This window comes from Acinetobacter sp. CY73, assembly GCF_059515865.1.
In genome coordinates, this window is the sequence record NZ_JCAKMZ010000025.1 from 24,919 (window position 1) to 38,085 (window position 13,167).

Annotated in this window: 12 protein-coding genes; 11 read left to right on the plus strand and 1 reads right to left on the minus strand. The window is 38.2% G+C overall.

Features of this window, described 5'->3' with window-relative positions; genetic code table 11:
• Nucleotides 1-69: 69 nt before the first annotated feature.
• The 6 genes from AC5YD2_RS11940 (at nt 70) to AC5YD2_RS11965 (ending at nt 6,473) form a co-directional block, all read left to right on the plus strand.
• Entirely contained in the window at nt 70-894 is an 825-nt protein-coding gene (locus AC5YD2_RS11940) for an undecaprenyl-diphosphate phosphatase (protein ID WP_496126547.1), read from the plus strand.
• Nucleotides 888-1,706 (plus strand): class I SAM-dependent methyltransferase, encoded by an 819-nt coding sequence (locus AC5YD2_RS11945; protein WP_496126548.1) that lies wholly within the window; start codon nt 888-890, stop codon nt 1,704-1,706. The genes AC5YD2_RS11940 and AC5YD2_RS11945 overlap by 7 nt, the downstream gene beginning before the upstream one ends.
• Nucleotides 1,707-1,824: 118 nt before the next feature.
• Entirely contained in the window at nt 1,825-3,282 is a 1,458-nt protein-coding gene (locus AC5YD2_RS11950) for a C13 family peptidase (protein ID WP_496126549.1), read from the plus strand.
• Nucleotides 3,283-3,303: 21 nt separating this feature from the next.
• Nucleotides 3,304-4,140, plus strand: coding sequence for an S-formylglutathione hydrolase (gene fghA, locus AC5YD2_RS11955; RefSeq protein WP_496126550.1), 837 nt, complete (start codon nt 3,304-3,306; stop codon nt 4,138-4,140).
• Between the two features lie 248 nt (nt 4,141-4,388).
• Nucleotides 4,389-5,402 (plus strand): YjgN family protein, encoded by a 1,014-nt coding sequence (locus AC5YD2_RS11960; protein ID WP_496126576.1) that lies wholly within the window; start codon nt 4,389-4,391, stop codon nt 5,400-5,402.
• A gap of 9 nt (nt 5,403-5,411) precedes the next feature.
• Nucleotides 5,412-6,473 carry a M48 family metallopeptidase gene (locus AC5YD2_RS11965; RefSeq protein WP_496126551.1) on the plus strand — a complete coding sequence of 354 codons (1,062 nt, stop codon included), beginning with the start codon at nt 5,412-5,414 and terminating at the stop codon, nt 6,471-6,473.
• A gap of 190 nt (nt 6,474-6,663) precedes the next feature.
• On the opposite strand, the gene AC5YD2_RS11970 is transcribed toward AC5YD2_RS11965, so the two are convergent.
• A complete protein-coding gene (locus AC5YD2_RS11970; protein ID WP_496126552.1) occupies nt 6,664-6,951 on the minus strand; it encodes a DUF2218 domain-containing protein in 288 nt (95 codons plus the stop codon).
• A 216-nt stretch (nt 6,952-7,167) separates the two neighbouring features.
• Here AC5YD2_RS11970 and rpe point away from each other — a divergent pair, with 216 nt between their 5' ends.
• The 5 genes from rpe (at nt 7,168) to AC5YD2_RS11995 (ending at nt 13,133) form a co-directional block, all read left to right on the plus strand.
• Complete coding sequence (gene rpe / locus AC5YD2_RS11975) at nt 7,168-7,854, plus strand: ribulose-phosphate 3-epimerase (protein ID WP_496126553.1); 687 nt, start codon at nt 7,168-7,170, stop codon at nt 7,852-7,854.
• 1,061 nt (nt 7,855-8,915) lie between these two features.
• The gene (locus tag AC5YD2_RS11980) at nt 8,916-10,364 is read left to right on the plus strand and encodes an SLC13 family permease (RefSeq protein ID WP_496126554.1); all 1,449 of its coding nucleotides are present in this window, start codon (nt 8,916-8,918) and stop codon (nt 10,362-10,364) included.
• A 16-nt stretch (nt 10,365-10,380) separates the two neighbouring features.
• Complete coding sequence (locus tag AC5YD2_RS11985) at nt 10,381-11,592, plus strand: glycerate kinase (protein ID WP_496126555.1); 1,212 nt, start codon at nt 10,381-10,383, stop codon at nt 11,590-11,592.
• Between the two features lie 203 nt (nt 11,593-11,795).
• Nucleotides 11,796-12,590 carry a copper resistance protein B gene (locus AC5YD2_RS11990; RefSeq protein WP_496126556.1) on the plus strand — a complete coding sequence of 265 codons (795 nt, stop codon included), beginning with the start codon at nt 11,796-11,798 and terminating at the stop codon, nt 12,588-12,590.
• A 225-nt stretch (nt 12,591-12,815) separates the two neighbouring features.
• Complete coding sequence (locus AC5YD2_RS11995) at nt 12,816-13,133, plus strand: DMT family transporter (RefSeq protein WP_496126557.1); 318 nt, start codon at nt 12,816-12,818, stop codon at nt 13,131-13,133.
• Nucleotides 13,134-13,167 lie beyond the last annotated feature (34 nt).

The following is a 13,167-nucleotide window of genomic DNA, read 5'->3' on the forward strand; positions in this document are numbered from 1 at the left end:
AAGCTAAGCTACGTTGATCCAATGATGATGAAAAAGTTAAAACCAAATAAGCGATAAAAAAGGCTATTTATGGATATTTTACTGCTGCTCAAAGCGGCGATTATGGGTATTGTTGAAGGTATTACAGAGTTTTTACCCATATCGAGTACAGGTCATTTGATTCTTGCATCCGAATTAATGAATTTTTGGACCAAGGAAAAGAGTGACGTTTTCGTTATTGCAATTCAAATGGGCGCAATTGCAGCAGTAATCTATGAATATTGGGCGAGATTGTGGGGTGCAGCAACAGGCATGTTCACAGGTGAAGAACAGGGTCGCCGTTTAGGGATTGGGCTTATATTGGCGTCGATTCCAATTGTTTTGATCGGTTTAACTTTTGGTCAAACCGTAAAAGCATTGTTATTTAATGATATTGCCATTGCGATTGGTCTGATTGTGGGTGGTCTAATCATCATCTGGATTGAAAAAAACCCGCCAGTTGTGAAAGCCGCAGAAGTTGAAAATATGACCTATAAGGACATGATTTGGGTGGGACTCATTCAGGTTCTGTCTTTAATTCCAGGGACTTCGCGTTCAGGAGCGACCATTATTGGGGCAATGTTCTTAGGCGTCTCTCGTAAAGCGGCAACTGAGTTTTCTTTCTTTTTGGGTATACCTGTCATTATCGGTGCTGGTTTATTGGATCTATATCAAAGTTATGATGTATTTCAAAGCAATGAAGATTGGGCGGTACTCGCAACAGGGACTCTGGTTTCATTTGTATCTGCTTTAATTTTAATTCGTGTCTTGGTGGCGTATGTCGCTAAACGCGATTTCATGATCTTTGCATGGTATCGCATCGTTTCAGGTTTGGTTATTTTGTTATTTGCATATACAGGTTGGAAGTTATGGTAAGCGAAATGCGCTTATTTGTAGAACAAGACTTTCAAGAGAAAGCACAGCAGTTTTCTGCTGTGCTTTCTTCTCGTGGAGTGTCTGTAAATTTAGAAGTTGTTGAAAAACTCAATGCACGGTTTTTTCGACTCCATCCTGAATTAGCACTCTGCGTGGATCAAAATGGGCTTTGGTTATGTGCCAATGGTATGAAAATGCAACCGGATTGGACAGCTGAAGTTGGGCGTTTAAAACGTGCCAGCTTAAAGTCTGAAATGATCGCACGTGCCTGTAATTTGGCTGAAAAACCAAAACTGATCGACGCAACAGCAGGATTGGGACACGATAGTTTACTCATGGCCTATCTGGGTGCAGAAGTGACTTTGGTGGAGCGTCATCCAATTTTATTTACCTTATTAGAGTCGAGCAAAAGCCAAGTAAAAAATGATCCTGTATTGGCCAGCACGGTTGCACGGATTCATTTGGTCTTTTCTGATTCAGCAGATTATCTACAACAGCAGATTGCTGCGCAAAATGAAGTTGATGTTGTTTATCTAGATCCGATGTTCCCACAACGGGATCAAAATCAAAATGCCATTAAGAAGCAAGCTCAAGTTAAAAAACAAATGCAGTTACTGCATATGTTATTGCCAGAAGATGGTGAAATGGACTTAGGTGATAATTTATTAAAACTTGCCCAAAAAATGGCGAAACGCGTCGTTGTTAAAAGACCAAGATTGGCTGTATTTTTAGATGATCAAAAGCCCGATCACCAATGGCAAGGTGATGCTTGTCGTTTTGATGCTTACTTTAAGACTAAATTTTCTGAGTAGTTTGGTAAATGATCAAATAACAGACTTAAATCTGTTATATAGTTGAAATAGCATTGATAAAAATTTAACCAAGCATAAACTAAGCATGCTGATATAGGCACCTGCATAATAGATATCCATGATAGATCTAAAACCTTCAATTAATTTTTGGCATGATTTCAAAAGTAACCAACGTGCAGGGATGTGGTTATTCTTAGGCTCAAGGAAGTCTTTGCAAATCGTACGCCCATCCATCCTTCAACTGATTTTTTGGGGAATTTTAGGGGGTGTTGCCAATAGTTTATTTAGTTGGCTCATTGCTGGTGATCTGGGAGAGTTCAATAAACAAGGTTTAGTGAGTTATGCGCTTTGGCCTTTTATTGCGTTGATTGTCGGGATTTTTTTATCCCAGCGAATTAACAATCCTCGAATGATGCTAGTACCTGCATTATTATGGTTGGTGCTCGACACACATATCGCGATTTTACAAAGTTTTATTCAATATTTGGGTATCTTAGATTGGTTGCCAAATTTCACCTATGACTACCTACCGATCTTGTTTATGGTGCTATTCGTCTGGCAAAGTTTGGCGGTGGTCTGGGTATTTGCACGTGAGTTAAAGTGGCCATGGTGGGAACGAGCATTGATTATGCTCACTACGCTATTTACGCTTATCGTTTGGCAAATGGCTGTTAAAGATCAACCGATTTGGAAAGTTGAAGCAATTCCACCTACAGTGTCTGAACAGGTTTTATATAGTCAGCCAAAGTTACTGGCCAAAGCCTTGGATCAAATCCAATTCGGTGAGTACGCGCAATCCCATTGGTATTTCATGGGTGTCGCAGGTATGACACAAGATGTATTTAAATTCGAAATTGAACGAATCAAGGAACAGTTTGATGCCCGATTTGGTACGTTTGGTCGTTCTATTGCATTGATCAATAATGCTGCTACTGGGACTGAATTTCCAATAGCCTCTAAGACCAGTATAGAGTTGGCATTGCGACGTATTGGTTCACAAATGAATCCTGAAAGTGATGTCTTATTTTTATATATGACTTCACACGGGTTACAAAATCAATTTCAAATTGAGAATGACCCCATTGATTTAGATGATGTTGATCCACAATGGTTGAGAGAAACCCTCGACAAGTCGGGAATTCGTTGGAAGGTGATTGTAATTTCAGCATGCTATTCAGGTAGTTTTATACCCGCTTTACAATCTCCAGATACGCTGATTATTACGGCATCGGCTGCAGATCGCTCATCTTTTGGTTGTTCAAATGAATCGGATTATACTTATTTTGGTCGTGCCTTCTTTGATCAAGCCATGCGCGAAAAAAGCAGTTTAAAAGCAGCTTTTGATGAAGCTTCGGGCACTGTAGCCACATGGGAACAAGCTCAAGGTTTTGAGCCTTCTGAGCCACAGTGGGTGATTGGGAAAAATATGGAATTGATGTTGCCACAGCTCGAGAAACGCTTATTCCCGCAAACTCAGACTTTAGCTAATGCGCAGGCGTTGGGGACTGAAACTATTCAACACAATGATTTAAATCAATTGAACTTAAAACCTGAAACAACAGTTCAAACTCACTAAAAATATTGATGCGGGGGAGCTATGCAACTGATTCAAAAAAATAAATGCTTTGAAGGTGAACAGCGGACTTATCAGCTTGAATCTGAGTGTTTAAAGGGAACCACAAAATTTTCGGTTTTTTTGCCGCCTCAAGCTCTGGACGGAGACTCATGTCCTACACTTTATTATTTAGCGGGCTTGACCTGTACTGAAGAAACCTTTGTGATCAAAGCACATGCACAGCGTCTAGCTGCGCAATTGGGCTTTATTCTCATCTCACCAGATACTTCGCCACGCGGGGATGATGTTGAGCAAGGGGATAGTTGGGATATTGGTCAAGGTGCGAGCTTTTATATCAATGCGACACAAGCGCCGTGGAAGCAACACTTTCAGATGGAAAGTTATCTGATCAAAGAGTTGTATCCACTGGTATTAAATGAATTTCCAGTTCAAGCGGATGCGATAGGCATCATGGGCCACAGCATGGGTGGTCATGGGGCGCTCACCTTGGCATGGAAGTATCCTGAAAAGTTTAAATCAGTGTCAGCATTTTCACCGATTTGTGCACCCATTGACTGTCCATGGGGGCAGAAAGCATTCAGCCAATATTTAGGTGATGATCAAGTCCAATGGAAAGCGCATGATGCAACAGAACTCGTCCTTTCCAAAGGCCCGTTATTCTCTGAAATTTTAATTGATCAGGGCGTGGATGATCAATATTATAGTCAGCTCAACCCTGCAAAAATGAAACTAGCTTGCGAATCTGTGGGGCAGAAACTCACTTTGCGCGAACATGCAGGCTATGATCATGGCTATTTCTTTATTCAAAGTTTTATGGATGATCATCTGCAATTTCATGCACTTCAATTGCAAAAATAATATATAAAAGTAGGTATTGATGCTTTCAATATCTACTGTTTTAGCTTTAAATATGCAGTGTAAAAAATATACATTCAGTTTTTACTTTTTTTGACGAATTACGTCATGTTTTAAGTGTCATTTCCAACTATAAATTGAGAATAATAATGCAACATCAACATTCTGATCTTCCTTCGATTCCATCCAATTTTTCTGAAATTGATCCACCCTTTTCACCGACCAATGAAAGTGAACATCGTCCCGTGTATATGGGGCGTGAATTTCGCTTTCGATTCCATGGTAATGCCATGGAGTATTTTGGTATTTGGATTGTCAATATTTTATTGACCATCGCGACCCTCAGCCTATATGCGCCGTGGGCTAAAGTCAGACGGTTACGATATTTTTATAACAACACCGAATTTTTTCACCGTTTCTTCGATTTTACGGGTGTACCCACCAAGATTTTAGTGGGTCGACTTATTGCTCTGAGTATTTGGGGTGTATTTGCCTTCGCAGGTTATATGGAAATGACCATTGCTGCGTTTGGTGGTTTGTTTATTTACTTGGCGTTACCCTGGCTAGTACGTGCAACGATTCGATTTACTTCGAGGAATAGTAAGTTTGGCAACAGTCGGTTCTATTTTGAAGGCACGAACAAAGAAGCTTATAAACAGTTCTTTTTTGCGGCATTGATTGTGATTTTCACCTTGGGTATTTTCACACCTGTTGCGATTTGGCTATACAAGCGCTATACCTTGAACCATCTTTATGCAGGTCAGCTGAAGTTTAAGCTCAATGCGGATTGGCCAAGTTATATGGCTGCAATCTATATTCCGATGCTGATGTTTGTGGGCGTATTGATGGTATGTGGAGTCTTGGCATTATTTGCGATGCCAATGCAAGATTTGTTGATAGGCTCATATGTCGGATATTTGATTTTCGTCATTTATATTGGTGGATTACTTTTTGTAGGGCCACTGATGCAAGCGCGTTTATTCATTACCACATGGAATAATACAAGCCTGAGTAGCAGCCAATTTAAGACCGACTGTAATCAATGGCGCTATGCTTGGATCGTAGCCAGTAATTGGATTGTCAAAATTCTAAGCCTTGGATTAATGTCAGCTTGGGCGGCGATTCGTTTATATCGCTATCAAATTGAAAATATGAGTTTGCATTTGCAAGATGACCCTAATTTGATGATGAATATTGCACAGCAAGATCACAATGCAATTGCAGAAGAAATTAGTGATATTTTTGATCTCGATATTTCACTCTAAGCTTGGATGATGACGATGAAATCTATTCCGATTATTTATTATGATGGTGTCATTTCAAAACCTCGCCAAGCGACATTACATCCTTTCGATCAACAGTCTGTGGTGGTGAGATACCACGATGTAGTCGAAAAAAGTCACCGTTACCATGAAAATCAAATGAGTTTTATTGGCGCTATTGGACAACGGAATCCTGTGATTGAATTGGACAATGACGCACGAATTGAATTGCAAAATCGTGATGTACCCGATTGGATTCCTGTTGATCACACCAGTTTTCATTCTAAAGTATGGAAATTAGAGCGAACACCATCGTTAATTTTATTTAGTGTCGTGTTTATCCTAGCACTTGGATTTTCAGTGGTTAAGTGGGGAATCCCTTCAGCGGCGAAGATGATTGCTTTTCAATTACCTGAAAATACCTTATCTCGTATTGGTGGACAGGCCGAAGAATATGTGAATGATTACACTCAACCGACGAAGTTGTCGGCTGAGCGTCAACAAAAAATCAAATCGGATTATCTTAAAATTGTCGCAGGAGATCAGCCAGCTCAACTGAAGTTTAGATTGGGTGACAGGTTAGGTGCAAATGCCTTGGCATTGCCCAATAATACGATCATTCTTACCGATGAACTGGTGGAAATGGCGCATAGTGATCAAGAAATCATTGGTGTGTTGGCACATGAACAAGCACATTTATTGAAACGCCATAGCTTGCAACAAGCGATATCCAGCCTAGGGTTTAGTATTTTATATGTCGCGATTACAGGTGATAGTTCTGATTTAGTGGCGACACTTCCTATCGCAGTTGTGGGTGCTGGCTATTCTCGTGAGTTTGAGCGTGAATCTGATCTTTATGCGCTGCATCTAATGCATGATAAAAAAATTGAAACAGGGCACTTCGCTAATTTACTACAACGCATGAGTGAAGATGCTGGTGAAGAGGCCTCTACAGATGAAAAATCTAGGCCGTTTCCATCCATTTTAGATGCACTTTCCAGCCATCCAGCGACAGCTGAGCGTGTTAAAACTGTGCGGGATTTTGAAGCAAAATATCAATCTGCTAATCCTTAAGTTTAATTTTTTTAAATGAGATGTTTCTAAGTTCCATCTAGAATGTCATTTATAAAATTTAGATCATCAGCTGAATGAACAATACAACAAAATTGATATTGTTCATTCAGCTATCTTTTTTCAAGTTTAGTGACCTTAATTAAGGAAAATCTAGAGAACGTTTTTTATTTCAAAATACCAATGTGGAATTCTAATGTTGCCATTCAACAGTAAATTCTTGGTGTGCCATACGACTTAAATGATCAATCACTACTTTTTCAAGCATCTTATAATCTTCACGTTCAGTGATGATTTCGACATTTAATTTTTCTTCAAGCGCAGTGAGTTTCACCGTAGCATCAGGCATAAAGATTGAGTATACGATATGTTCATGTTGGTCTACGGTTTCACTCACCTCAAACTTGTGCTTCCAATGATTGAGTAAACGTTTTGAAATTCTAGCCGCTTCATTGGTCATAATCACGGTGGTACTTTTCATAATGTAAGTCTATATTTGAATAATTCTCATTATCATATCATTATTCCATTTATTTTATAGTTGCGTGCATAGAACGCTGTGTTGAATTTATCCTTGAGTTTGTTAAATGCTTAAATGAATCAGCTTTATCTGAAAAACGATAGATAATCGAAATTATTCAGCTGGATTAGTTTGGTATAATTCCTTATTAACATATTCTTTGAGCCAGGTTCTCCCATGTCCAAGCCATATCTTATTGCTCCTTCAATTTTATCTGCTGATTTTGCGCGTTTAGGTGAGGAGGTTGAGAATGTTTTAGCGGCTGGTGCAGATGTTGTGCATTTTGATGTGATGGATAATCACTATGTACCGAATCTCACTTTTGGTGCTGGCGTATGTAGAGCATTAAAGAAGTATGGCATTCAAGCACCGATTGATGTGCATTTAATGGTTAAGCCTGTGGATCGCATGATTGGTGACTTTTTAGAAGCAGGGGCGGACATCATTACATTCCATCCTGAAGCTTCAGATCATATAGACCGTTCATTACAATTGATTAAATCAGGTGGCGCTAAAGCGGGACTAGTTTTTAATCCTGCAACTCCATTGCACTATCTTGATTATGTTATGGATAAAGTTGACCAAGTTTTATTGATGAGCGTTAACCCTGGATTTGGCGGTCAAAAATTTATTCCAATGACTTTAGATAAACTTCGTGAAGCTCGTCAGTTGATCGATGCTTCAGGTCGTGATATTCGTTTAGAAGTGGATGGCGGTGTAACCCCTACAAATATTCGTGAAATTGCTGAAGCAGGTGCTGATATGTTTGTCGCAGGTTCAGCAATTTTTGGAAAGCCCGATTATAAAGCTGTGATTGATGAAATGCGTGCTGAATTAGCGAAGGTTGGTTCAGTTAGCTTATAAGAATTGTGAGTAACTTATAATCATGCTGTGGATAAGTTTGTGGTTAACATTGTGAGTATCTATGTTGATAACCGAGTGGATATCTAGACTAATTACTAAGCGATTGATACTTAATGGTTCGTTATTTAGACAATAAATGTATAAAAAGAATCCAAATGGATTCTTTTTTGCTATTCGGAGGCCTTTATAAATCAGCTCATCAATGTCGCAATTAAAGAGAAAATTGCTGTTTAATATTTAAACTGATACATCTTAATTGCGTGTTGATGTTTTTTAAGTTTCAGGACTTATCAGTTTCGATATAAGGTGTGTATAACTCCCTTATAAAATTAAAAAATACGTAAAGTTTCTAATCTAACCCGAATCGCGGATAAGGATTTTTCTTTAAAATCATAAGCTAAATGTAATTTTATGATTAGTTTTTAGTGTTATCAGACCAAAGCATAGACTTTTTTATGCTCAAAATGATGGATAAGTCTCAAGATGAATGATCTCATTTCCTTAAGCAGGATTCGGGTTAATCTATCAAGTCATCAGATTTATAGATCCACCAATAAAGTTGCTCAATTAATCTTTAACATTGATGAGGTATGGGAAAAATGCTTTTCCATGTTAGTGACATATATTGCTTGCATAAATATACTGCCCGTATCGCTCATTAAATTAATTGTTCTTATTAAAAGGTCAATGCACGTCAATTCATTTTTCCTCATGTGTTTTCTAGCGAGCTTCAGCAAGACTTTAGTTTTGAAATTTAGATGTCTGGTAGCTGATGTAGGTGTTGACGAAGATACTCAATTTAAAAGTAAGATTAAAAAATAAATGAATCAAAAACTCAAGACTATAAAATTTGACTCAGAAGTTTTGAGTCATTCACAATCTATTCCTTTTTAAAGGATTTAGTTTTACCTAATTGAAAAATTGTTTTTTTCTGTAATATTTCATAATACTTTCATGCAATCATAATATTAATGCGGGTTATTTATTAATCTTTAATGGCAATTTAATAAAGATTTTATTTTTTTTAATAATTCGGTTTTTTAAATTTGTAGATTTTAAGCATGAGAGTTTTATCAGATAATAAAGTTCATTTATCATTTTGGATATTTTTTTTAATTATTCAGTCGTCACTTTGGTTTAATTTCTATCGGCAAAACATCAATTTATCTAGTGATGGTGTGATCACTCTAAGTATCTTTTTTACTGCAATTTGGTTGTGGGTATTTTCTAAAATTGATGATACTTATATTGCACTGATTGCCGTTATTTCGCTTGTTTTCGCTGGTGTACTTGATGAGACAATCATTTATCAATCCTTAGGTCAGGATTTAATTTGGTTACTGATCGCCGCCTTTATTTTGACTGCGGGTTTAACTCAGTCGGGACTTACGTCTAAATTTGCAAGCCAAATTGTTCAATTTGCGCATACGCCTCGGCAACTTTTTTATTATTCTAGTGCTTTACTTATTCTTTCAGCATTTGTGATCCCCGCAACTTCTGGACGTGCGGCATTTTCATTGCCTATATTTTTAGGGCTTGCTCTGGTGTTAAAAAGCTCTCCCAGACTAGTGGTTGGATTAGGACTGCTATTCCCTTCAGTCATTTTACTGTCTGCTGTAGGGTCTTATCTTGGAGCAGGGGCTCACCTGATTACCAATCAAATTTTGGAACAAGCCAATCACTCTACTTTTTCTTTTGTACAGTGGTTTTTATATGGGTTTCCATTTGCGATTGTTTCAAGTCTACTATGTACTGAGCTGATTTTAAGAGTATTTACGACCCATAAAGATCGCAATATAAAAATCAAGATTGTCCCTCAAGCTATCCCTGAATTATCACAAAATTTGCCACACACTCAAAAAACTCAACAAAGAAATTGTTTATTGATCTTTGGTTTCGTACTTATTTTATGGTTTACCGAGACATGGCATGGAATTTCAACGGCATTGGTTGCACTATTAGGCGCTTTACTCATGACAATGCCTCATGTCGGTGCTGTAAAATTTTCAGTGGCAATAAAGACTGTTCCATGGTCTCTGCTGTTATTTATGGCGGCCACTTTGGGTATGGGAGTCGCATTAATAGAGACTCAGGCGATTGAGTGGGTATCTAGTCATATATTTAATCATCTAGATAAAACTAGTGAGCTTTTAAGTGTTACTTTTATTGTTATTATTATTTTAATTTCACTGCTCTCTCATTTATTTATTCAATCTCGTTCAGCAAGGTCTGCTGTATTGATCCCCATTGTGATTGCATCTGCATCTGAATTTGGGGTCTCACCTTCCACAACAGCCTTTATATCAACTGCAGCAGCAGGTTTTTGTCACACATTAACGTCTTCTGCTAAACCACTTGCAATGTTTAATAAAGTAGACGGAATCACCATATTTTCTCCACATGATCTTTTTAAGCTTAGCTTGTATTTAGCACCTTTGTTGTTTGTTGCGCTATGCGTATTTAGTTTTTTTATTTGGCCCTTAATGGGCATGGAAGTATTAGAAGATTAGAAATGGAGTATGAGAAATGAAAACACATTTACCGCAAAGAATTTTAATTTTACCAAGTGGTTTTAAAGAGTCTATAGGCGCAATTCAAGTCGCTCAATGTATTCGAAATGGTGTAAAAAGAGTGCTTCCATATTGTCAGATTCAAGCAACGCCAATACCTGATGGTGGTGAGGATACTGCCTTGATTTTGTCGAGCGTCACAGGTGGATACTTAGTTAATAAAAAGGTGACCGGGCCTATCGGTCATAAAATTAATGCTCACTTTGCGATGTTAGGGGGCGAGTACTCTTCCACAGCAGTGGTTGAAATTGCGACAGCAGCAGGGTTGAAGCTTGTTCCTTCAAATGCTAGAAATCCGATGAAAACAACCAGCTATGGCGTGGGTGAGTTAATTATTGGTGCAATCAAACGTGGTGCCAAAGAGATCATCGTGGGCTGTGGTGATTCAGGTATTTGTGATGGGGGAGTAGGAGCATTACAGGCACTGGGAGCACAGGTTCTCGATAAAAATGGACATCAAGTTCCTTTCGGTGGAGCTTCATTAAAGCAGATTGACCAAATTGATTTTTCTAACCTACATCCTGCAATTTTAAATAAACAAGTGAAAATCACATTAGCTTTAAATATGTTTAATGTCCTCACAGGACAACAGGGCGTTGCTAAGGTGTTTGGTCCTCAAAAAGGTGCAAGCCCTGAACAGGTCGAAGAGTTATCTTTAGGGCTGGAACATTGGGCAAAACTTTTGACGACGTTTAGTCTCCATGATGATAAAGCTTTTGATTTTGCTTGTGGTCGTGGTACAGGGGCTTCAGGTGGATTAGGTGCCGCAATGGCAGCGATTGGTGCCAATTTAGAGTCACGTTTCGACATTTTTATGGATACCAATCTCCTTGGATTTGATCTGAATTTAGCGTTACAGCATTGCGATTTGGTGATTACTGCCGAGGGAGCGATTGATTATCAAACCCCAAGAGGAAAAATTCCTGCCGAAGTGGCCAGACGTGCGTCTCAATATGATGTTCCTGTCATCGCTTTGGCGGGAACTTTAGGGGTTGGTGCTGAGCAAGTCTATGATATTGGTATCGAAGCAATGAGTTCAATCGTTCCCGTTCCGATGTCTTTATCTGAGGCGTTATCATCCGGTGAAAGTTTATTGACGGATGCGACAGAAAGAATCATGCGTGCCTTGGTACTCGGAGCGAATATTGCCCGTCATAAAATCGCATAAATTTAAGTATGTCTTTTAGACTAATTATAAAAATGCATGAGCCTTATTTAACCCATCAAGGTTGAATATGCTTGATTAAATGAGTAAGGCTTTTAGCTGTAATTTCACCTGTTTCACTATTTTAAAAATGATTTCAATTAGGTTGTGTTTTGATTCAAAGTCGATTGCGTTATTTCTTATTTTTCTTCATGAAGACGATTCAGTTGGAAAGACTTATTTTTCCAATTTTATTTTTATGTTTATTCGGACTTAACCAATCCGTTTTAGCGGCTACATCACTGTCTAAACATCAACATACTCATTCCATTGAAGATGAAAACCTTGATATGAAAGGCACCACGCTAGGTTCTGAGAATGAACCAATGGCGTTTTTAGTGAAAAGCAAAAGTGTCTGGCTGGTTGATAAAAATGGCCAAGGTACTTGGGAATCCGAAGTCGAAACCAGAGTAACAAAAGATCAACTTGGATTTGAGTTAAATTTTGAGTTAGAAAAAGAAGAATCTAAACAGGTTGAATATCAGTTAGAAGCTTTGGCAAGTGTTAAGGTGTCTCAGGATGTTTACGTCAAAATGGGTACAGTACATGAGTTTGATGGCAATCGCGAGATTCAAAACGAAACAACCAGTGCAACGATTGGCTTAGAGCTAACTTCGAAATCGAAAATTAAATTTGAACAATATCTATATTCAAATTTTGATGATTACAGTATGGTCAGTTTGGATCTTCAACGAAATTTTAAAGTAAGCAATCAGGTGACTTTAAAACCCTATGTAGAGGCTGATTTTATTTTAAAAGACACCTCCGACTATGCGGAACAAACAGGGTTGAATCAATTGCAGATCGGGGTGGAAGGGCGTTATGCGCTGACGCGTCATATTGTCCCATTTTTTGATATTGCTTATGGATACAGTAAAGGCAAAGCAAAAACCTTAAACCAAAATCAAGAAAATTCGAGCAAAGACTGGTCATCGGATATAGGGATTGAAATCAAATTTTAAAATGATTTGAACAAGTATGACTAGGATGTTTTAAAGCATAGGTTTGGTCAAAAAATGTAATGCCATTAGAAATTGATATTTTGATTTGATATGATGCAATTCATACAGAGGGGGAACGACCTCCCTTGAAAATATAAAATTCTGTTTTAAACACAGATTTAATTTTCAAGAAAAAACGTCAGGACGACCTGACTTCATTTAAATAAGATAAGTGGAGAAGTCATCATGGCTTGGGTTGTTCTCATTTTTGCAGGTCTTTTTGAAATTGTATGGGCATATTCGATGAAACTATCAGAAGGTTTCACGAAACTGACGCCCAGTTTCATCACCATATTCTTCATGATTTTAAGTTTCGGTTTATTGGCTTATGCCATGAAAACTTTACCGCTGGGTACAGCCTATACGATTTGGACAGGTATTGGTGCGATAGGCTCTTTCCTTGTGGGAATTTTCATATTAGGTGAGCCTGCAACGGCTATGCGTATGCTCGCTGCAATTCTAATTATTTCTGGCTTAGTATTGATGAAAATTTCATCGTCATAAACTAATTTTTATAATGAATGAATGTTCAGGCTTC